The organism is Myceligenerans pegani, assembly GCF_014892515.1.
Lineage (GTDB): Bacteria > Actinomycetota > Actinomycetes > Actinomycetales > Cellulomonadaceae > Myceligenerans > Myceligenerans pegani.
Genome location: NZ_JADBGR010000095.1, coordinates 56,280 through 78,407 on the forward strand (window position 1 = coordinate 56,280; position 22,128 = coordinate 78,407).

Consider the following 22,128-nt stretch of genomic DNA (forward strand, 5'->3'; position numbering starts at 1 on the left):
CGCGGGAAGCCTTCTGCCGGGGGATGATCGGACCATGAGTACACAAACTTCACCCGAGACACGTCCGCGGGAGGAGTGGACCGGGCAGGTCGGCTTCATCCTGTCGGCGATCGGGTCGGCGGTCGGACTGGGGAACATCTGGCGGTTCCCCGGAGTGGCCTACGAGAACGGTGGCGGCGCGTTCCTCGTGCCGTACCTGGTCGCTCTCGTCACCGCCGGCATCCCGATCCTGTACCTCGACTACGCCATCGGACACCGGTTCCGCGGCTCGGCCCCGCTCGCGTTCCGCCGGATCAGCCGATGGTTCGAGACCCTCGGCTGGTACCAGGTGGCGATCTGCTTCGCGATCGCCGTGTACTACACCGCCGTGATCGCGTGGGCCCTGAGCTTCTTCTGGTACTCCTTCGGCCTGCGCTGGGGCGACGACACCACGACGTTCTTCCTGGTCGACTACCTCCAGGTGGCGGACGTCGGCGGCGAGGACCCGTGGTTCACGCTCGACTTCGTCCCGGCGGTGCTGATCCCGCTCGTCCTGGTGTGGGTCGTGACGATCGTCGTCCTCGCCGCGGGGGTGGCACGCGGCGTGCAGCGGGTCAACATCGTGTTCATGCCGCTGCTGCTCGTCGCCTTCGGCGTGCTGGTGGTCCGCTCGCTGTTCCTCCCGGGTGCCGCGGACGGGCTGAACGCCCTGTTCACTCCGGAGTGGAGCGCGCTGCGGAACGCCGACGTCTGGATCGCGGCCTACGGCCAGATCTTCTTCTCGCTGTCGATCGCGTTCGGGATCATGATCACGTACGCCTCCTACCGCAGGCGTCGCGGCAACCTCACCTCTCCCGGTCTGGTGGTCGCGTTCGCGAACTCCGGGTTCGAGCTCTTCGCCGGGATCGGGGTCTTCGCCTCTCTCGGGTTCCTCGCCGGGCAGCAGGCCGTGGCGGTCGGGGATCTCGAGGGGATCACCGGGCCGATCCTGTCGTTCGTGACGTTCCCCGCGCTGGTCTCCCAGATGCCGGCCGGTTCGCTGTTCGGCGCGCTGTTCTTCGGGTCGCTGGTGATGGCCGGGTTCACGTCGCTCGTGTCGATCCTGCAGGTGGTCTCGGCCGCGTTCCAGGAGAAGCTGTCGATCTCGCGCCGTCAGGCGGCGCTCGGCATCGGCGGGCTCGCGGGCGTGATCTCGGTGCTCGGCTTCTCGACGACGACCGGCCTGATCGCCCTCGACACCCTGGACAACTGGGCCAACAACGTGGGGATCGTCTCCTCGGCCGTCATCATGTGCGTGCTGGTGATCTGGGTCGGACGGCGCGGAGGGGAGCTGCGGTTCCATCTGAACTCCGTGTCGACGTTCCAGGTCGGGAGCTGGTGGACGTTCTGCGTCGGCATCCTGGCGCCGCTGGTGCTCGGCTGGATGCTCGTGTCGCGGATCCAGACGCTGCTCGTCGAGGGGTACGAAGGCTACGCCCCCTGGTACACCGGGCTCGTGGGCTGGGGAGCGATCGCCGCGTTCGTGGTCTTCGCCGTGCTGCTCACGCTCGCACCGTGGAGGTCACCGGTGGGTGCCTACGACGCCTGGCCACGCTACGACAAGGAGCACGCCCCCGGGGCGCGTGAGGGGAAGGGAGGTCCGGCATGAACGCCGGAGCGATCGTGCTGATGGTGGTGTCGCTGCTGCTCGTGTGGGGCGGGCTGGGCGTGAGCATCGCGATGCTCATGTCCCGTCCCGAGCGCACGGAGTGGCCCGAGGGCTGGGAGCGCGACGACGCGGACGCCTGACGTCCGTCGTGCGTCGCGCGTCGCGCGTGAGGCCGGCCGGTTGTCGGAGAAGGCCGGTCCGCTGTCGTGGTCGGTCGCTCGATGGACCGGCTTCCCGACATCGGACCCGCCGCCGACAACCGGCCGGCCTCATCGCTCTCACGCGGGCAGGATCTCCGTGAGGTAGCCGCCACGGAACTTGCCCCGCGGGTCCAGGCGCTGCGCCAGGGCGGCGAAGTCGTCGAAGCGGGGGTACATCGCCGCGAGCTCGGCGGGCTTCGCGACGAAGATCTTGCCCCAGTGCGGGCGGGCTCCCCAGGGGAGCAGCGCCGCCTCCAGGTCGTGCAGGACGGCCCGGACCGCGTCGTCGTCCGGCTTCCACGTGAAGTGCAGGGCGAGGGTGGCGCCGTCGAACGGGCTGAGCCACAGGTCGTCGCCGGCGACGGTGCGGATCTCGCTCGCGAACAGCAGTGGCGCCACCTTGGGACCGAGTTCGCGCATCGCCTCGATGGCCTCGGCCGCGTGCTCGCGTGGCACGAGGTACTCCGACTGGAGCTCGGCACCCGTCGAAGGCTTGTGCTCCGCGCGGAAGTGCGGGAGCCGTTCATGCGCAGGCCCCGGCACGCCGCCCTGGACGGTGCTGGCGGCAGGGTCCTCGCCCGCCAGCGGATGCATCGGCCCCGGGGCGTCCCGCGCGCCCAGGTCGAGCAGGACGTCGCGGGCCGGGCGACGCCGCTCGCCGGTCGCGTCTCCGGCCTGCCCGTCGGACGAACCGGCCACGCGTGACTTCAGCCAGACCTGCGAGACGGCGTCCTCGTCCCAGAGGGTGAAGGCGCTGACCGAGTACGCGGCCCCGGTGACCGCTTCCAGGTCGGTGAGCAGCGCCTCCCATGGCAGGTCGACGACGACGTCCTGGCTGACCTCGAACGCCGGATCGGTCGCCATCTCGACCCGCGTCACCACGCCGAGTGCGCCGAGACCGACCACGGCTCCCGGGAAGTCCGCGTCGCCCCGGCGCAGGGTGCGGGCCTCGCCGTCGGCCGTCACGATCTCGAGACCGACGACGTCGCTCGCGAGACACCCGTTGGCGTCGCCCGAGCCGTGAGTCGCGGTGGCGATCGCGCCGGCCAGCGAGATGTGCGGGAGCGACGCCATCGTACGCAGCGCCCGCCCCCGTTCCAGCAGGGCCGTTCCCGCCTGGCCGTACAGCAGCCCGGCGCGCAGCGACGCCACGCCTGTCGCGGCGTCGACGACGACCGCGGGCCGGCCGTCGTCGTACACGTCGAGCAGGACGTGGGTGCCGGTGGTGTCCGCGACGTCGCAGAACGAGTGCCGCGAACCCAGCGCCTTGATCCGGTCGCTACCACCGACCAGGTCCGCGAGTTCCTCCGGGGTGCCCGGCCGCGCGACCGCGCCCGCCGAGTACGTGAGGTTGCCTGCCCAGTTCGTTCTGACGTCGTTGCTCACGAGCACAGGGTGCCACTCGCGGGCCCGGACGCCGGAACCGGTCTCATCGCCGGCTGCGGAGAGGTCTCGTCGGGATGGTCCGGGCGCCGATGCACGGACCATCCCGGCGGGACCTGCCGGTCAGGCGGACGCCTTCTCCTCGATGAGCAGGCGCTCCGCGATGCCGACCATGTCCAGGACTCGCATGACCTCCGCCGACGGGTCCCGCAGGGTCACCGTCGCCCCTGTCTCCTCGCCCAGCACGAAGACCTGGAGGATGAACGCGACGCCGGAGGAGTCGATGAAGGTGACGTCCCGCGCGTCGACGACCACGGGCGCGGGATCCGGGCGGGAGGCGAGGGAGGCCATCGCCTGGCTGGCCGCCTCCCGGAGCTGGGCGTCGACCTCACCCCAGAGGGTGAGGATCGAGCCGTCGTACACATGTCGGCAGGTGATCCCCGAGGCGGGGCGTTCAGACGCTGTTGCGGGGTCGGAAGAGCTCGGGAGAGGGTCCATGTCTTCGTACACTCCGTTGTCAGTGCTTCGACCGATATTTGACGTGCCCTTGGCGCAGACTCACCTCACCGTGATGCGCGGGGCAAGGAATTCGACTGGGTTCGAGTCTTCACCCAACAGCCCGAAGAGTCCAGCCCCGACCGGTTACGTTCACGTTGCGCGAAGTCAAGATCACGTGACACCCCGCCAACGAGCCGGGGCGGGCGACAGTTCCCACTGTGGCCGCCTTCACCGTATTCCTCATGACTCTTGCGTATTTTGGTCAAGCTCTTGCCCGAGCATTCTGGTCGCCAGCGAGGCCGTGTCCGCTGCGTCCTGGTCGTCGTACTCGGTCCGCTCGGTGCGCCAGTACTCGGAACCGTCCCGCGTCCGGGTCACGAGCCCGAGGTCGACCATCGCCCGGCGCAGACCGACCGGGTCACGCGCCACGCGGGCCAGGCGCTCCGTGAGCTCCCGCTCGCCGATCGGCTCCAGCAGGTGCGGAAGCGCTCGCGTCGCGATGTAGCGCGTGACCGCGACCTTGTCGCGGCGGCGCCGGGGCAGTGTCTCGAGGCGACCGTCGAGGAGGAAACGCCGCGGGTCGACGGCGGCGGACTTCGCGGGGTCGGAAGGAGTGTTCATCGCTGTGCACTGTAAGGCGCGTGCGTGAATCCGCGGTGTCTCCGCGCCGGCCCGCGTCGGCACGGCAGGACCGCGCTCGCGGGCAACTGCGCGACGTCCCGAGGGAGGCGCGCCGAGACGCGGCGCCCTCGGCCAGGACGGCCACGGCGCCTGCCTACGGACCGGCTCACGGCCACTCTGTCAGACGCGGGCCGGATCGCCGGCGTCCTCACCGCCGGCGCTCTCGCCGTCTGGATCCTTCCCGTCGAGCCTCTCGCCGTCGGGGTCCTCGCCGTCGTCCCTTCGCCGGGCGAGGAACGCCGTCCCCGTCGAGCCGACGACGCCCGTCATCGCGTCCGTCCGGGACGACGGCGCATCCGATGGCGTGTCCGCGGGGCCGGAGGACGACGTCGAACTCGCCGAGTCGTCGTCGCCCGAACCGCCGTCCTCCGCGTCGCACGACGTGCCCGACCCCGAGTCGTCACCGGAGCCCGAGTCGTCACCGCCCTGGTCGTCACCGGAGCCCTGGTCGTCACCAGTGCCCGAATCCTCGCCCGCGTCGTCGCCTGACGCCGTGCCCGTGTCGCCCTCGGCGTCGCCGGCAGGGTCACCGGACTCGTCGCAGGAATTGCCGGGCTCGGTCGGCTCGCCGCTCGGATCGCCCGGATCGCTCGGCTCGTCGTCGGGCTCGCTGGGCGACGGCGACGGGTCACTGGGCGAAGGCGACGGGTCACTGGGCGAAGGAGACGGGTCACTGGGCGACGGCGACGGCCGCGGCCTGTCACTCGGCGAGGGAGACGGGCTCGGCTCCTCGTCGGGCTTGCTGGGCGAGGGTGACGGGCTCGGCTTGGGCGATGGCTTCGGCGGCTTGGACGACGGGTTCGATCCGTCCCCGGGATCCCTGCTCGGGTCGTCCGAACCGGCCCTGTCGCCGCCGTCCTTCCCCTTCTTGGTGTCCTTCCCGTCCTTCGTGTTCTTGGCGGGGACCGCCGGGGACTCGTCGCCCGGCTTGGGCTTCTCCGGCGGCCGGTACCGCGGGTCGTCCTCGGTGCTGATGTCCGACACGTCGAGTGCGCGGTTCGGGATGATCCCGGCCGCGAAGAACTCGAAGTGCCACGGCTCGGGCTTCGAGCCGTCCAACCGGGCCCAGGCCGGGTTGTCCCAGCCGTAGTCCGGGCCGTGCACCCGGAGCCACACGTACTCGGCGCTGCGGCCCGTGTTGATCGGCGCACCGAGATCGACGGCGATGCCCCAGCCGTGGTTGGAGGTGCCGGGGATCGCCGCCAGGGCCGGCTTGCTCGCACGGAGCGCCACCTGCGCCTCGTAGGTGCGGTACGAGTCGGTGATCGGAATGCTCCGGCCGAACCGTGCCTCGTACTCCTCGTTCAGCGCGCTGAGCCGTTCGGCCGCATCGCAGCGCAGCCGGTGCCCGGGCGCGAACTCGAGGGGGCAGAGCACCGAGAGCGGGATGCGTCCGTTCGCGAATCCGGCGGTGGACAGGGCGAACGCGTCCACGACGGACAGCAGGTTCTGGCGCAGGCCCGGGTCGCCTGAACCGGCGGCGCCGCTCGTGCCACCCGCCGGCACCGGGGCGACGACGAGCGGGTCCGCCGCGGTCGGGTCCATGAGCCGGGCCAGTCGCTGTGCCGCGAGGACGAGGTCCTCGTGCGTCACGAGGACGTCGTGATCATGGGTGTCCGTCTCCGCGTCGAGGCTCGCCGAACCGTCCGCGCCGAGGTCGTCGATCGGCTTGTCGTCCAGACCGTGGACGTGCGCGGCCTCGGTCGCGGACTCGACGTCCGCGTCGCCCCCGGGGCGGTCTCCGTCCCGGACGTCGCCCGCCTGCTCCTCGTCCGTCTGATCCGTACCGGTCTGCTCGTCGCCGGCCCGCTCCGTGTCGGTGCGCCCCGCGCCGGTCCCACCCGTGCCGGCGTCCCCGCCAAGCGCCTCGGCGGCGTCGCCCCGCCCGGACCCGCCGACCACGGACCCGTCGCGCGGGTCCAGGATGCCGGACGCCGCGCGGATCGCTTCCTGCTGCGCCCGGTAGGTCGTGTACAGCATGCCGAGCTCGGCGGCTGCCTGGGCCACCTGCGGGTCCATCGAGGCGCCCTGCTCCACGGCGAGCTGGTGCGCGCGCTCGAGCACGCCGAGCACCTGGTCGATGGTGATGTTCCCGTCCGAGACGGAGACCACGGAGGCTTCACCGGATGCGGCGTACGAGCGCAACGGTGCATCGGCGTAGCCGGCCCCGCCCCGTGGGAGGCTACCTCCCGAGCTGAGCAGCACGGCAGCGGCCACCGCCGCTCCCACGACGGCCGCCGAGGCCCGCCGCAGCCCCAGGCGGTGTGCGCGCACGAAGGCGGCACCGGGCAGCCTGGATCGCCGGCGCGACGGTGCCGCCTCCGCCGGCACGGTCTCGGGCAGCACACCGTCCGGCGCCTCGTCGGCACCGTCCGCGCGCTCCCCCCCGAGGGAATCGCTCGGGCTGCTCAATGGACACACCCCCTACGTCGATGGACGCCGACGCCGTGCCGTCGCTGACTCAGCTCCGTCACCACCTCGACCTCCCGGTTGCGCGCTCGCATCTTCGCACACGCCACTGACACCGCCCGGCGCCCAGTGAGCTGCGCACCGGCCGGCACTGCGTCCAGATCGGGTCGACCACCCATCGGCACTCTCCCCAGCCATCGATCGTGTCATCGTCTCCCGGGGCGATCAAGGCATCAGCCGTTCCGGGCACGAAGAACTGCCCCGGGGCACCTCAGCGCAACGGACCGACGGCGGCCGCGGCGGCCGCCACCACGGCCCCTCGGGTGACCAGGTTCGTCACGGCATCGATCTCGGGTGCCAGGACGCGGTCCGCACCGGGGCCGCCCACCGCACCACGAACGACGTCGTACACCGCACGCGTGCCCGGCGCGATCCGGTCGGGTCCCCACGGCGAGGCCGGGCGCGGCGGGGCCGACACGTCGGCCGGACGCCCTCCCTCGTTCTCCGCTCGTTCCGCGAGTCGCAGGTCGAGGGCACGGCACGCGGCCATGATCTCGATCGCGAGCACCCGGCCGAACCCGTCGACCGCCTTGCGAAGCTTGCGGGCCGCGGCCCAGCCCATGGAGACGTGGTCCTCCTGCATGGCCGAGCTCGGGATGGAGTCGACGCTCGCGGGTACCGCGAGCCGCTTCAGTTCGCTGACGATCCCGGCCGCCGTGTACTGGGCGATCATCAGCCCGGAGTCGACGCCGGCCTCGTGCGCGAGGAACGGCGGCAGCCCGTCGTTGCGGTGCTTGTCCAGGTGCCGGTCGGTGCGGCGCTCCGAGATGCCGGCGACGTCGGCCACGGCGACCGCGACGAAGTCCAGCGCGTAGCCGACGGGGGCGCCGTGGAAGTTCCCGCACGACTCGACGCGACCGTCGGGTGTGACCACCGGGTTGTCGATCGCCGCGGCGAGCTCGCGATCCGCGACGGCCGCCGCGTGGTCCAGGGTGTCCCGCGCCGCCCCGTGCACCTGCGGGGCGCAGCGCAGCGAGTACGCGTCCTGGACGCGGGTGCAGACGGGTGAGCCGTCGTCGTAGGTGGCGCGGTGGCTCGCCATGATGCCGCTCCCCGCGAGCAGGGCTCGGAGGTTCGCCGCCGATACCGCCTGCCCGGGATGCGGCCGCAGCGCGACCAGGTCCTCGGCGAAAGGCGCATCGCTGCCGAGCAGCGCCTCGACGCTGAGCGCGGCCGCGGCGTCGGCGGTCGCGAGGAGGTTGCGCAGGTCGTGCAGGGCGAGGACGAGCATGCCGAGCATGCCGTCCGTGCCGTTGATGAGGGCGAGGCCCTCCTTCTCCGCGAGGGTGACCGGCGTGATGCCCGCCTCCGCCAGTGCCTCCGCGGCCGGCCGAGGCGGCTCGGACCGGGCGGCTCCGGGGGAGACGGCGGTCGTGGCGCGTCCGGGCCCGGCCGGTCCGGTGGGCCCGGGTGCGACGGCGGCCTCGGGCGCGCCGGCCCCGGTGGCCGCCGTCGGCTCGATGCCCGCGGGTCGAACGACCCGCACCTCCCCCTCGCCCATGGCGGCGAGCGCGACGTGGCTCAGGGGAGCCAGGTCACCGGAGCAGCCGAGCGAACCGAACTCGCGGACGACGGGGGTGATGCCGGCGTTCAGCATGTCCGCGTAGACCTGTGCCGTCGCGGGCCGCACCCCGGTGCGGCCGGTGGCCAGCGTGTTCAGTCGCAGGAGCTGGAGGGCACGGACCACCTCGACCTCGACCTCCGGGCCGGCGCCGGCCGCATGCGAGCGAACGAGGCTGCGCTGCAGGTCGGTGCGGCGCTCGGCAGGGATGTGGGTGCGGGCCAGCGCACCGAAACCGGTGGACACGCCGTAGTGCGGCCGGGGGTCGTCGGCGAGGGCGTCGATGATCTGCCGGGTCTCGGCCATGCGCGTGCGAGCGGCGTCGGTGAGCGTGACGCGGGCTCCGTGGCGGGCCACGGCGACGACCTGCGCTGCGGTGAGCGGATCGCCGGCCAGGTCGACGGTGAGGGGGATCGCCGGCGCGGAGCCCGGGGTCGCCGGGCGGGCCGATGCGTGTGACGTGGTCATGGTGCCAGTGTGCCCCGGATCCGCCACCACGGCGGGTACCACTAACCTGGCGCTGCCTATACCTGATACATCACAATATGGCCGACCGATGGGACACAACGGTCCTGCCGCCAACCCGAGGGCCTCCGAGGTCCCCGTTCGAGGAGCACTTCAGCATGACTTCCCCTGACACCGAGACCAACACCACCGAGACCACGGCCCCCGACGCCGCCGAGAAGATCGCGGATGCCGTCACCGAGGCGACCTCGACCGACGTCGCCAAGGCCGAGGTCGTCGAGGAGGAGGACCCGCAGACGGTCGTCTTCAGCCTCGTGGGCTTCTTCCTCGCCTACATCCCGCTCGTCGGCGTGATCGTGAACGGCATCGCCGTCGCGAAGGCCGGCAAGGAGGGCTTCGACCTCTTCCTGGCCAAGTGGGGCCTCGTCCTGGCGATCCTGTCGACCGTCGGCGCCCTGATCCTGGTGGGTCTCGGCTTCTGGCTGGGCCTGGAGGCCGGCCGCTCCGGCATGTGAGACCGCTGAGCGCGGTTCAGTAGGGCCTCGCTGACCTTTCGGGCCGTTTCGAAGGGATTCGAAACCCTGGTGAACCGGAGTCGGTAGCGGTGGCCGGGTGCAGGGCGCCACGGGCTCTTGCTCGTGGCGTCCGGACGCTTGGTCGGCGTCCGCTGAGCCGCCCAAAATATCTCCTTATTTCACCCGCCGGTCATCCGGCCGACACGAGTCGCGGGAAGCATCGGGGACTGGCAAAACGCCAGTACAGTTCTCGGAAGGGAACCCCCAATGATGCAGGCACAGCCCGCTACGTCGTCGTCCACGAGCCTCGGGAACCCGCTGCGCGGGACCCATCTCCGGGTCGCGCTGGTCGCGGCCGCCACCGCGCTCCTCGTCCTCGCCTCGCTCGCCCTGCCGAACAGGGCCTACGCCTACCCGCCGGACATCCCGTCGAAGTCGCAGGTCCAGTCGGAGCTGAACGCCATCACGGTCCGCGCGGAGGGTCCGCGCACCGGGTACAGCCGCAGCCTGTTCCCGCACTGGATCAGCCAGGGCAACAACTGCAACACGCGCGAGGTCGTGCTGAAGCGGGACGGCCGCAACGTCGTCGTCGGCTCCGACTGCTATCCGGACTCCGGTAGCTGGTACAGCGAGTTCGACGGCCAGACCCGCACGGTCCCGTCCCAGATCTCCATCGACCACGTCGTCGCCCTCGCCGAGGCCTGGGACTCCGGCGCGAGCTCGTGGAGCACGAGCCGCCGCCAGGCCTTCGCCAACGACCTCTCCGGCCCGCAGCTCATCGCCGTGACCACCGAGGTCAACTCGTCGAAGAGCGACAAGGACATCGCACAGTGGGTGCCGCCGCTGTCGAGCAAGCGGTGCGCCTTCGCGAAGATGGTGATCCACACCAAGTACCGCTGGGGCCTGACGATGGACTCGGCCGAGAAGTCGGCCGCCCAGACGTACCTCAACCAGTGCTCGTACTGACCTCCCGCCGCTGAGCTCCCGGCCCCCGCAGCCAGAATCAGGTTGCGGGGGCTGAGAGAATGGTGGGTCGTGAGCAGCGAGCCATCCCCCAGCAGCGTGTCCGACGGCGCATCGGCGCGGTCCGGCGACGACGCTCCTGCTCGCAACCCTGCCGGATCCGGCGGCCAGCCGTCCGGCGAGGAACGATCCGGCGAGCGGAGAACCGGCGCGCGTCGATCCGGTCGATCGCGCTCCGGACGGAGCGGGCAGCGGGGTGCCCGCCGGCGTGGCGGCGCCCCACAAGGGCGGCCCCAGCGGATCACCCAGGCGGAGCTGGACCGGGCGGCCGCGAAGCGCGCGGCCGTCGTCGTGCCGCCCATCGTCTACCCCGAACAGCTTCCCGTCTCCGCGCGGCGCGACGACATCGCCCGCGCCATCGCGGAGAACCAGGTCGTCGTGGTCGCCGGTGAGACCGGTTCCGGCAAGACCACGCAGCTGCCCAAGATCCTGCTCGACCTCGGCCGCGGGCGCACCGGGCAGATCGGGCACACGCAGCCCCGCCGGATCGCGGCCCGCAGCGTCGCCGAGCGCATCGCGGAGGAGCTGGGGACGGAACTCGGCGACACCGTCGGCTACCAGGTGCGGTTTACGGACCGGTCCACCGACGAGACCCTCGTCAAGGTCATGACCGACGGCATCCTCCTCGCCCAGATCCAGCGCGACCCGCAGCTGCTCGCGTACGACACGATCGTCGTCGACGAGGCACACGAGCGGTCCCTCAACATCGACTTCCTGCTCGGCTACCTCGCGCGGCTGCTCCCGCAGCGGCCGGACCTGAAGCTGATCATCACGTCCGCGACGATCGACTCCGAGCGGTTCGCCCGCCACTTCTCCCCTGCCGCACTGGCGGAACGAGGCGGCGCGCCCGCCGCCGTCGTCGACGTCCTGCCCGATCAGGCGCCCGTGGTCGAGGTGTCGGGGCGCACGTATCCCGTCGAGGTGCGCTACCGGCCACTCGTCCCCGACGATCGGCGAACCGGATCCGGCGAGGACGACGACGGCGCACGCTCCGCCCGGGGTGCGGGAGCTGCCCCAGGCAACCGGAGGCCGCCGTCGGGCACGGATCACGCACGCGGCGGCGACCGGCGCACGAGGTCGAGGACGCCCGGGCGCGGCCGGGATGAGGAGAAGGACCTCGTCACCGGCATCATCGAGGCCTGCGACGAGCTCATGCGCGAGGGCCCGGGCGACATCCTCGTGTTCCTTTCCGGCGAGCGCGAGATCCACGACACCGCGGACGGGCTCGCGGGGCACCTGCGGGATCGTGCCACCGACCCCCGGCATCCGCAGTACACGGAGATCCTGCCGCTGTACGCGCGGCTGAGCAGTGCCGAACAGCACCGGGTGTTCCAGTCGCACTCGCACCGGCGGATCGTGCTGTCGACCAACGTGGCCGAGACGTCGCTGACCGTGCCGGGCATCCGGTACGTCGTCGACCCGGGAACGGCACGCATCAGCCGCTGGTCCAAGCAGACCAAGGTGCAACGGCTGCCGATCGAGCCGGTGTCGCAGGCCAGCGCGAACCAGCGCGCCGGGCGCTGCGGCCGCGTCGCCGACGGCATCGCGATCCGGCTCTACTCCGAGGACGACTTCGAGAGCCGCCCCGAGTTCACCGAGCCGGAGATCCTGCGCACGTCGCTGGCGAGCGTGCTGCTGCAGATGGTGTCGGTGGGGGTCGCCGAGTCGCCGGGCGACGTCGCGCGCTTCCCGTTCGTCGAGCCGCCGGACACGCGTGCGGTCCGGGACGGCGTCCAGCTCCTCACGGAGCTGGGGGCGCTCGAGACGACGTCGGACGGCGGGCGCGGGGACGACGAGCGCGAGCGCGCCGGCACACCCCGGACGCGGCTCACGCGGGTGGGCCGCATGCTCGCCCAGCTTCCGATGGACCCGCGACTGGCCCGCATGGTCGTGGAGGGCGACAAGCTCGGCGTCACGCGAGAGGTCGCCGTCATCGCGGCCGCGCTCTCGATCCAGGATCCCCGCGAGCGGCCCGCCGAGGAGCGCGAACAAGCGGATCAGCAGCACGCCCGGTTCCGGGATCCGTCGTCGGACTTCCTGACCTACCTGAACCTGTGGGAGTACGTGCGCGAGCAGCAGCACGAGCTGTCCGGGTCGGCGTTCCGGCGGCTGTGCAAGGCGGAGTACCTCAACTTCTTGCGGATCCGCGAGTGGCAGGACGTGGTGGCGCAGCTGCGGGAGATGTCTCGGCCACTGGGGATCTCGATGGGGTACCGGGCTTCCTCGGGAGCCTCGGGAGCCTCGGGGGCGGCGGTCGGTCCGGCAGGTGCGGAACCGGAACGGGCAGAGGCCGGGGCGCAGGTCGCGGCTGCTGGTGGGGAGAAGAGGCAGTGGGATGGGGACACCATTCATCGGGCCCTGCTCGCCGGGCTGCTGTCGCATATCGGGATGCAGGACACCGGAGAGGTGAAGGCCTCCGCGGTGGCGCACCTGCGCGGGGAGGCGCGGGAGCGGGCGCTGCGCCGGGCGAAGAAGCAGGCGCGGAACGAGTACATCGGGGCGCGGGGGGCGCGGTTCGCGATCTTCCCCGGGTCGCCGCTGAGCAAGAAGCCGCCGGCGTGGATCATGGCGGGCGAGCTGGTCGAGACCTCGCGGCTGTGGGCACGCGACGTCGCGCGGATCCAGCCCGAGTGGGCCGAGGAGCTCGCCGGGCCGCTCGCCCGCCACACCTGGTCCGAGCCGCACTGGTCCACCAAGCGCGGTGCTGCGATGTGCACGGAGAAGGTCCTGCTGTACGGCGTGCCGATCGTCGCGGACCGCAAGGTGCTGTACTCGCGCGTCGACCCCGAGGCGGCCCGGGAGATGTTCCTGCGGCACGCCCTCGTCGAGGGCGCGTGGACCACGCACCACACGTTCTTCGCGGAGAACCGCCGGCTCCTCGACGAGGCCGGCGAGCTGGAGGCGCGGACCCGGCAGCGCGGGATCGTCGCGTCCGAGGACGACCTCTTCGCGTTCTACGACGAGCGCGTGCCCGACCACGTGGTGTCGGCGGCGCACTTCGACAAGTGGTGGAACAGGACGCGGCGCGAGCAGCCCGACCTGCTGACCTTCACCATGGACCTGCTCGTCGGGGACGCCTCCGTGGACACGGACGCGTTCCCGGAGGTCTGGCCCCAGGGCGACCTGTCGCTGCCGCTCACCTACCAGTTCGCGCCCGGTTCCGGGGCCGACGGCGTCACCGTGCACATTCCGGTGTCGGTGCTGCCGCGCGTGGTGCCCGACGGGTTCGACTGGATGGTGCCCGGGCTGCTCGAGGAACTCTGCGTCGCGACGATCAAGTCGCTGCCGAAACCCGTGCGCCGCGACCTCGTCCCCGCGCCCGACTGTGCCCGCGAGATCGCGGCCTGGCTCCGCGCGGAGTGCCCGGCCTGGGCGGACATGGCCCGCGCCGGCGACATGGCCGAGCCGTTCACCGCCGCCTTCTCGCGGGCCGTGCGCACGGTCCGCGGGATCGCCGTCCCGGACGACGTCTGGACACCGGACCGGGTGGAACGCCTGCCGGACCACCTGCGCATGACCTTCCGCGTCTTCGAGCCGCACAGCTCCGGTTCCGGAGACGACGGCGGACGGGGCGACGGCCGGCAGGCGAAGCCGGGTCGCGGACGGGGCTCGGACCGTGGGGCGGGCGAGCGCGGCCGCGGGCTGGCGGAAGACGTACGGGACGGCGCGAACGTCGTCGTCCTCGACGAGTCGAAGGACCTGCTCCTGCTGCAGCGCAAGCTGGCGAAGCGCGCGGAGTCCGCGGTCCGCTCGGCGGTGAAGGGCGCCGTCGGTCAGGCGCTCGCGGAGGCCCGGGCGAACGCTGAGGTCGGCGGTCCGACGTCGTCGTCTCGCCAGGGTGGTTCCGCCGAGGCAGAGCGTTCCGGCGCCGTGGTGCCGCCTCGGCCGGCAGCGGGCGGCGGGCCGGCTGCCGGGTCCGGGCAGTACGCCGGCCAGGGTGCCGGCTCGGGCAGTGGCGGACGGCCTGGCGCCGGCGGGGCGGCGTCGGGCGGTGCACTCGTGGCCGAGCGGGAGGGCCTTGCCGGGTGGCCCGACGGGCTGGACGGAGGGGTGCTGCCGGAGGTCGTGGCGACCGACGTCGGCGGGGGCGTCGTCGTGCACGGGTATCCCGCGCTCGTCGAGGAGCGCGGGCCGAAGGAGAAGGGGAGGCGTGCCGCGACCGTCGCGCTGCGGATCCTGGCCGACGAGTCCGCACGGGACGCGGCGCATGCCGCCGGCGTCCGCCGTCTGTTGCTGCGTGCGACCGCGCTGCCGACGGCGCGCATCACGTCGCGCTGGTCAGGAACGCAGTCCCTCACGATGGCGTCCAGCCCCTATCCGGACACGGACGCACTGGTCACCGACCTGCAACTGGCCGCCGTCGCCGGCCTGACCGTTCCGGAGGCCGAGCGCCGGTACGACACCCCGCCCGGCGGGCCGGACGCCGCGGCGATCCGGAGCGGAGCCGACTTCGAGGCGGCGCGCGAGCACGTGCGGCGGCATCTGGAGGACGAGGTGCACCGGGTGGTCGGGCACGTGGTGGCGGCGCTGTCGGCCTACCGGGCGCTGGAGGGCGAGATCAGGGGTCAGTCCAGCTTGGCGCTCCTCCAGGTGCTCCAGGACGTGCGGGAGCACGCCGCCGGACTGATCCACGACGGGTTCGTGTCGCAGACACCCTCGCGCAGGCTGCCGCACCTCGTGCGCTACCTGCGTGCGGCGTCGCACCGGCTGGCGAAGGCGAGCGAGAACCCGGGACGCGATGCCGATCTCGCCTGGCGCGTCGGTGACGTGACGCAGGCGTGGGAGAAGGCCCGCGCGGCGTACGCCTCCGGGACCCCGGACGCGGCTCGAGCCGCGGAGCTGGCCGAGGTGCGCTGGATGCTGGAGGAGTTCCGGGTGAGCCTGTTCGCCCAGCAACTCGGCACGGACGGCCCGATCAGCGAGAAGCGCATCCGGAAGGTCCTCACCCCGACGGGGTGGTGAGGGATCAGTCGTCGTTGGGCATGAGGATCCAGAAGATGATGTAGGCCAGGACCTGCGGGCCGGGGAGCAGGATGGACGCGACGACCAGCACGCGCAGCAGGGTGACGTTCCACCCGAAGCGCCGGGCGATGCCCGCGCACACCCCGGCGATCATGCGGCCCTGGCGGGGGCGGGAAAGTGTCTTCGTGGTCATGCCTTCCACGCTACGGCCGGCGGCGATCCGGCGGTATCGGGTTCTCCCCCGGTTCCTCCCCTGATCCGGCCACCCACCCTCGGGGTCAAGAAAATCGTGCCGATCCACCCCGAGTTGGGGGACGCGGCAGCAGACGTGCCGGAACCCGCGCGTTTCGGCCGCGCGGATTCCGGCACCCGCTCAGCGGAAGAGGCGGCGGGTCTTGCCCAGGTCCAGGAAGACCGTCTCGCCCGTGGCGTCGTCGAGGGCGTCGTTGTCGGTGACGGCGTAGACGTGGCCGTCGCCGCCGATCGTAAGGCCCTCGAGCTTCTCCTGGGTCCAGCCGTTGGTCGCCCGCAGGCGCGGGAGGACGTCGATCGCGAGCTCCTTGTCCAGCATCGCGACCTCCCCGGGACGCGGGTCCCGGTGCGGCAGGTCGACCGTGTACACCGCCTTGAGCGCGGCGTCCGGGCCGTTGAGCTTGTCGCGTTCGATCACCGCGAGCGTGTTGCGGTCGACGACGGTCACCTCGGAGAGGCCGACCCAGTCGCCGTCGGCGGTCGGCCGCTCGAGCTCGTACCCGAACCAGGTCCACTCGGCGGTCGCCACGTCGTAACGGCCGATACGGGCGTAGCCGCCCGGGCCGTCGTCGGACGTGAGGCCGCGCTGCAGGGCGACGAACAGGTGCTCGCCGCGGCGGTCGACCGTCCCCGCCACGCCCTCGATCCCCCACTTGCCGAGGCCTGCTGCGATCTCCTCGGGGAGGCTGACGCTCTCCTCGATCTCCCCGGACTCCGACACGCGCACGAGCGCGTTCTCCGCGCCCGTCCTGCCTTCGGAGCCGAGCCAGAATCCGCCGCCGACGCGTGCGGGGCGCGCCCACAGGCCCTCGACGTCGAGCGCGGCCGGCTCGCCGCCGTCGGTCACGACGAGTTCCCCGTCGATCACGGCCGGTCCTCCCCAGCGAGGAGTCCGCACCGAGTAGAGCGACGTCGGCTCCTTCGCCGCGTCCGACGCCGTCCACAGGCGGCGCCGGTCCTCCGGGTCGGCCGAGAGGGCGCCGAGCGCGGTCCACCCGATCGGAGCGTCTCGCGTGACCTGCCGGTCCCCGTCGAGACCTGACGTGTACGCACCGGCCGTCCCCGCGGCGTCGCCGGACACGATCGAGGGGAACCGCGGCGTCCCGGCGGAGCGGGCGGACCTCCAGCCCTTGCCGAACACGGTCACCGCGGAACGGACGCCGTCCTCGGCGGAGTCCTCCTCCGACGACACGACCAGCAGGTTCCGCTGCGGGACCGGCAGCAGGCCCTCCGGGCCGTTCGTCGTGGCGAGTACCTGGACGAACTGCGGCGCGTCGGCGTCGGACACGTCGTAGACGGCCACGAAGTTCGACCGCTCCGACCCGACGAACGCGTACCGCGTCCCGCCGAGCTCGCTGACCGCGATCCCCTCGATCTCGACGCCCTTGTTCTCGGTCCGCCCGTCGTTGTGCAGGCCGACACGCGCCGCCAGGTGCTCCAGGGTGTTCCCGGCGTCCCAGGCGACCTCGCCCGTCGCGGCGTCGAAGACGGACCAGCCGCGGGTCCCGCCCTTCCAGTCGCCCTCGTTCGCGGTGGCGAGGTGCTGGTCGTCGATCCAGGCGATCGCGTCGGGCTCGCGCGGGGCGGCGTCGAGCGTTCCGGTGAGGTCGATCGCGTCGTCCTCGATCGTGTCGACGCCTGTCAGCGCCTGCTCCCCCGCCGAGAACACCGAGGTCACCTCGCCCGAGGCGACGTCGATCAGCACGATGCCGTTGTTCTCCTGGAGGGAGACGGCGGCCGTGGTGCCGGCCGGGTTGATCGCGACGTACTCCGGCTCGGGGTCCTCGGGCGTGTCCAGCCCGGCTCCCGCGAGAGCGGGGAGCGCGGAGCCGTCGGTCGCGGTGAGCGGGACGGGACGAGCGGACCAGCCGGCTGGGTCGGTACCCGGGAGGTCGACGATCTGCACGAAACCGGCCGGAGCCTGCGGGAGATCGCCCTCGTCGCCGCCCGGAGCGTTGTCGGCGGGAACGTCCTCGTCCCGCTCGTTCTCGATGGCGACGACGGCGTAGGCACCGTCGGGTGTGATCGCGATCGAGTCAGGCTGACCGCCCAGGTCGATCGAGCGGACCTTGGTGCGTGTCGCAAGGTCGACGACGTCGAGCCGGCCGCTCGGGTTCGCGTAGCTCTCCGAGGTGTTCACGACGACCAGTACGTGATCGCCCACGACGGCGACCGACGTCGGTTCGTCCTCCGCGTCGCCGAGCTCGGCGAGGTCGAGCGAGCCGAGCCCCCGCGGGTGGGCCGGGTCGGTGATGTCGAGAAAGCCGATGCGGCGGCCTGCGGCGTCGGTGTAGACGACCGTGCGGCCGTCCTCGCTGACGTCGGAGATCTCGGCCACGGTCTCGTCGGCCGGGTCGACGTCGGCCGGAGCGTTCTGGAAGACCGGGTAGGTGGCGAGGCGGTGGAACGCCTTGCCCTGGCTGGGGCCGAAGGTGGCCGGGCGGGAGAAGGAGTGCCCCGCGGAGGGACGGTCCGGGCCGTGCGCGGCGGCGGACGCGGGGACCAGCGCCGTCAGGCCGAGCGCGAGCGTGGCACCGGAGGCGATGAAGGCCGCGGTGCGGCGGCTGTGGGGTTTCTGGGTAGACACGGGTCCAGGCTCGTGGGGGTGGGTGGAGCGGGTGCCACCTCCAGGTTTCTCGGGGGTGGATTGCTCGTGAACGGAGGTTCCCGAGGCTTGGTTCGGGCACTGCTCCCGGCTCCGCCCTCCGGGCGAAGGGTGCCTCGCGCGGACGCGTTCACGGGCCCCAAGGGGCCCTCCACTTCGGGCTTTTACGTCCTCGCGAGGCACCCTTCGCCCGGAGGGCTGGGTTGGTCGGAGACGGCGAAGTTCCGAGTTGGTCGGCGGGCTGGTCGGCGGGGCTGGTCAGGGGTGGTCCAGGAGGGTGCGGATTTCTTGGTGGAGGGCGGCTGCTGGGTGGGGGATGGTGGTGTGGGTGCGGTCTCGGACCACGTGGCGGCCGGCGATGATCGTGTCCGTGACGTCGGCGGCGGTCGCCGCGAAGACGGCGTGGTCGAGAAGTGTTTCTCGTGACCATCCGGCCATACGGACCGATTCGAGCGAGACCACCGTGAGGTCGGCCAGGTCTCCGACGCGAATTCCGTCCCACGGGATGCGGCCGGTGAGCGCCGTCTCATGGGACAGCCCGATTCCCGCGGAACCAGGTCCCGCGGTTGGGTTGAGCCATCCCAGTGAGGCATAGCCCTCCCGTGTTCCCGCGCCGAGGAGCGTCGCGGGCGAGAGGTGGCCGCGGCCGAGGGTGCGACTGCGTTCGTCCAGTTCCAGACCTCGGGTCTCCTCGAACGGGTCGACGATCGCGTTGCTGTCGGAACCGACGCACAGGCCGATCCCGGCATCCGCAATCCGGCCGAGGTCCGGAGCGCCGTCCGCCAGATCCCGTTCCGTGGTGCGCGTGATGCAGGCCCGGGTCTCCGACGCGGCGAGCCGGTCGACGTCGTCAACGGTCAGATGTGTCGCGTGAACCGCTGTGGTGCGCGCGGACAACGCGCCGTGATCGGCGAGCAGTCCGGTCGGCGTGCGGCCGTGAGCGGCGAGGCAGTCCTCGTTCTCGCGAGGCTGCTCGGAGAGATGAACGTGCAGTGGTGCGCCGCGAGCCGCTGTCCGTTCCGCAACGGTCTCGATCGCCGACGGCGGTACCGCGCGCACCGAGTGAATCGCCGCACCGATCCGGACGAGGCCGTCGGGCGAACGGTCGTCCGCCGCTGGACCGGTCCCCGGCAGCTGGCCCGGAATCCGCGGGCGAGAGGTGGCGACTGCCGCAGCGGCCGCGACGTCGGCGGGGTGAGAACGCGCGATGGAGTCGACGCGATCCGCCCAGGATTCCGCGTCACCGTCGCCGAAACGGCGCTGTACGCCGTTCAGCGCGTCGCCCGCCACGCCCGCCGTGAGGTAGCAGGTGTCAAGCAGGGTGAGGCGGATGCCCGCGTCGTCGGCGGCGGCGATCAGGGCCTCCCCCATGGCGTTGGGGTCGGTGTACCGCTGCCCGCCGGGCGCGTGGTGCAGGTAGTGGAACTCGCCGACGACGCCGTACCCGGCCAGCACCATCTCCGCGTACAGCGCCCGGGCGAGGCGGTGGTACGAGTCCGGGTCGAGGCGTTCGGCGACGCGGTACATCTGCTCGCGCCAGGTCCAGAAGGACCCGGAACCGGGCCCGCGACCGCCGTCGTCCACGGAATGCGTCCTGCCGCGCAGGGCGCGGTGGAAGGCGTGCGAGTGACCGTTGGCGAACGCGGGCAGGGTGAGGCCGCGCAGCCGCGTCGCGCCGTCGGGCTTCCCGACGACGCCGGTCGTCACCTCGGTGACCCACCCTCCCTCGGTGCGGATCACGACGTCGGCGGCGACCCGGCGGCCCGTCCAGGCGTAGTCGCAGAACCAACTACTCATCGCGGGACGCGGACGCCGCGGGCTTCCGCCACCTCGGTGGCGCGGTCGTAGCCCGCGTCGACGTGGCGGAGGACGCCCATGGCCGGGTCGTTGGTGAGGACGCGCTCCAGCTTCTGCGCGGCCAGGGGCGTGCCATCGGCCACCGAGACCTGGCCCGCGTGGATGGACCGGCCCATGCCGACGCCGCCGCCGTGGTGCAGCGACACCCAGGTGGCGCCCGACGACGCGGCGGTGAGGGCGTTGAGGAGGGGCCAGTCGGCGATGGCGTCGGAGCCGTCGGCCATGCCTTCGGTCTCGCGGTAGGGCGACGCGACCGACCCGGCGTCGAGGTGGTCGCGCCCGATCGCGAGCGGTGCGCTGATCTCGCCGGACGCGACCAGCTCGTTGAACGCGAGGCCGGCCTTGTCGCGCTCGCCGTAGCCGAGCCAGCAGATCCGGGCGGGAAGGCCCTGGAACGCGATCTTCTCCTGCGCGCCGCGGATCCAGCGGTGGAGGCGGTCGTGGTCGGGGAAGAGGTCGAGGATGGCGCGGTCGGTCGCGGCGATGTCCTTCGGGTCGCCGGACAGGGCCGCCCAGCGGAACGGGCCCTTGCCCTCGCAGAACAGCGGCCGGATGTACGCGGGGACGAAGCCGGGGAAGTCGAAGGCACGCGAGTAGCCGCCCTGGCGGGCCTCGTCGCGGATGGAGTTGCCGTAGTCGAACACCTCCGCGCCGCCGTCCTGGAAGCCCACCATGGCCTCGACGTGCCGGGCCATGGACTCGCGGGCCCGCTCGGTGAAGCCCGCGGCGTCCTTCTCGGCCTCCGCGGCCCAGTCCTCCAGGGCGACCCCGAGCGGGAGGTAGGACAGCGGGTCGTGCGCCGAGGTCTGGTCGGTGACGACGTCGATGTCCACACCCCGGGCCAGCAGGTCAGGGAACACCTCGGCGGCGTTGCCGACCACGCCCACCGAGTACGCGCGCCCCTCGGCCTTCGCCGCGAGCGCCCGCGCGACGCCGTCGTCCACGGAGTCGGCGACCTCGTCGAGGTAGCGGTGCTCGACGCGCCGGGCGAGGCGCGCCGGGTCGACGTCGACGATCAGGCACACGCCGCCGTTGAGCGTGACGGCGAGCGGCTGCGCGCCGCCCATGCCGCCGCAGCCGGCGGTCAGGGTGAGCGTTCCGGCGAGGCCGCCGCCGAACTTCTTCTCGGCAACGGCGGCGAAGGTCTCGTAGGTGCCCTGCACGATGCCCTGTGTGCCGATGTAGATCCACGAGCCGGCCGTCATCTGCCCGTACATGGTGAGGCCGAGCTGTTCGAGGCGGCGGAACTCGGGCCACGTCGCCCAGTCCCCCACCAGGTTCGAGTTCGCGATGAGCACCCGCGGAGCCCACTCGTGGGTGGTGAGCACGCCGACCGGCTTGCCGGACTGGACCAGGAGGGTCTCGTCCTCGCGCAGGTCGGTGAGGGTGCGGACGATGGCGTCGTAGGCCGGCCAGGAGCGGGCGGCCCGGCCGGTGCCGCCGTAGACCACGAGGTCGTCGGGCCGTTCCGCGACCTCGGGGTCCAGGTTGTTCATGAGCATCCGCAGCGGGGCTTCGGTCTGCCAGCTGCGGGCGGTGAGTTCGGTGCCGCGGGTTGCGCGGACTGTGCGTGCTCCGTCCATGGAGGCGAGGTTACGCGGAGTGTCGGACGTCGGCCGCGCCCGAGCGGCACGTCCGGTTCGCCGGGCGTGGTGTCGGGTGAATCCCGTGCCGGGGTCGGCGAGCGGGACGGCTCGCATCGCTTTCGGGGCGCGCGGTCGGGTGCATGGGTAGCTCTGCCCATGTGCCCGGGTCACGGGTGCTGGTTGAGTACGTGATGTCGGCGGCGAACGCGCCGAGCGTCCGGACGCGGGACCGCAGGCCCGGACGTGTGCGCCACCACGGCGGAGGACGACAGTGCTTCGATGCAGGAGGGGACCTCGAATGCGTACCGGAATCCAGTACCGGCGTCCGGGTATCACCTCCTTGACCGGTCGGGTCGAGCCCCCCGCCTCCCCGGCCGGGTCCCGAGAGGCACGGCACCACATCCGGTGCCGTGCCTCTCGGTGTTTCCCCAGACGTCGCGCCGG

At 72.3% G+C, this 22,128-nt stretch carries 14 protein-coding genes; 5 read left to right on the top strand and 9 right to left on the bottom strand.

Features of this window, described 5'->3' with window-relative positions:
• The first annotated feature begins 34 nt into the window (after positions 1-34).
• Positions 35-1,627, top strand: coding sequence for a sodium-dependent transporter (locus tag IIE03_RS15265; protein WP_192863615.1), 1,593 nt, complete (start codon positions 35-37; stop codon positions 1,625-1,627).
• Complete coding sequence (locus IIE03_RS15270) at positions 1,624-1,767, top strand: MetS family NSS transporter small subunit (RefSeq protein ID WP_192863616.1); 144 nt, start codon at positions 1,624-1,626, stop codon at positions 1,765-1,767. Before IIE03_RS15265 ends, IIE03_RS15270 begins: the two co-directional genes overlap by 4 nt.
• Positions 1,768-1,905: 138 nt before the next feature.
• Here the strand turns inward: IIE03_RS15270 and IIE03_RS15275 are convergent, their stop codons facing one another.
• From IIE03_RS15275 to hutH, 5 genes are all read right to left on the bottom strand, one after another.
• The gene (locus IIE03_RS15275; RefSeq protein WP_192863617.1) at positions 1,906-3,213 is read right to left on the bottom strand and encodes a D-arabinono-1,4-lactone oxidase; all 1,308 of its coding nucleotides are present in this window, start codon (positions 3,211-3,213) and stop codon (positions 1,906-1,908) included.
• 120 nt (positions 3,214-3,333) lie between these two features.
• Positions 3,334-3,633 (bottom strand): STAS domain-containing protein, encoded by a 300-nt coding sequence (locus IIE03_RS15280; RefSeq protein WP_318843008.1) that lies wholly within the window; start codon positions 3,631-3,633, stop codon positions 3,334-3,336.
• Between the two features lie 315 nt (positions 3,634-3,948).
• Positions 3,949-4,329 carry a DUF2087 domain-containing protein gene (locus IIE03_RS15285; RefSeq protein WP_192863619.1) on the bottom strand — a complete coding sequence of 127 codons (381 nt, stop codon included), beginning with the start codon at positions 4,327-4,329 and terminating at the stop codon, positions 3,949-3,951.
• Positions 4,330-4,509: 180 nt separating this feature from the next.
• Positions 4,510-6,801: a M15 family metallopeptidase gene (locus tag IIE03_RS15290; protein WP_192863620.1), complete on the bottom strand. Its 2,292-nt coding sequence runs from the start codon at positions 6,799-6,801 to the stop codon at positions 4,510-4,512.
• Positions 6,802-7,069: 268 nt separating this feature from the next.
• Entirely contained in the window at positions 7,070-8,887 is a 1,818-nt protein-coding gene (hutH, locus tag IIE03_RS15295; RefSeq protein ID WP_192863621.1) for a histidine ammonia-lyase, read from the bottom strand.
• Positions 8,888-9,042: 155 nt separating this feature from the next.
• On the opposite strand from hutH, the gene IIE03_RS15300 reads away from it, so the two are divergent.
• The 3 genes from IIE03_RS15300 (at position 9,043) to IIE03_RS15310 (ending at position 15,384) form a co-directional block, all read left to right on the top strand.
• Positions 9,043-9,399, top strand: coding sequence for a hypothetical protein (locus tag IIE03_RS15300; RefSeq protein ID WP_192863622.1), 357 nt, complete (start codon positions 9,043-9,045; stop codon positions 9,397-9,399).
• Between the two features lie 267 nt (positions 9,400-9,666).
• Positions 9,667-10,365, top strand: a complete 699-nt coding sequence (locus tag IIE03_RS15305) for a GmrSD restriction endonuclease domain-containing protein (protein ID WP_225997823.1) — start codon at positions 9,667-9,669, stop codon at positions 10,363-10,365.
• Between the two features lie 69 nt (positions 10,366-10,434).
• Entirely contained in the window at positions 10,435-15,384 is a 4,950-nt protein-coding gene (locus IIE03_RS15310) for a DUF3418 domain-containing protein (RefSeq protein ID WP_318843009.1), read from the top strand.
• Between the two features lie 4 nt (positions 15,385-15,388).
• On the opposite strand, the gene IIE03_RS15315 is transcribed toward IIE03_RS15310, so the two are convergent.
• The 4 genes from IIE03_RS15315 to hutU all read right to left on the bottom strand — a co-directional run bounded on the left by IIE03_RS15315 (position 15,389) and on the right by hutU (position 21,681).
• Positions 15,389-15,577 carry a PspC domain-containing protein gene (locus IIE03_RS15315; RefSeq protein WP_192863623.1) on the bottom strand — a complete coding sequence of 63 codons (189 nt, stop codon included), beginning with the start codon at positions 15,575-15,577 and terminating at the stop codon, positions 15,389-15,391.
• Between the two features lie 180 nt (positions 15,578-15,757).
• Positions 15,758-18,223: an esterase-like activity of phytase family protein gene (locus IIE03_RS26770; RefSeq protein WP_192863624.1), complete on the bottom strand. Its 2,466-nt coding sequence runs from the start codon at positions 18,221-18,223 to the stop codon at positions 15,758-15,760.
• A gap of 276 nt (positions 18,224-18,499) precedes the next feature.
• Positions 18,500-20,038 (bottom strand): formimidoylglutamate deiminase, encoded by a 1,539-nt coding sequence (locus IIE03_RS15325; protein WP_192863625.1) that lies wholly within the window; start codon positions 20,036-20,038, stop codon positions 18,500-18,502.
• Entirely contained in the window at positions 20,035-21,681 is a 1,647-nt protein-coding gene (gene hutU, locus IIE03_RS15330) for a urocanate hydratase (protein WP_192863626.1), read from the bottom strand. Before hutU ends, IIE03_RS15325 begins: the two co-directional genes overlap by 4 nt.
• Between the last annotated feature and the right edge of the window lie 447 nt (positions 21,682-22,128).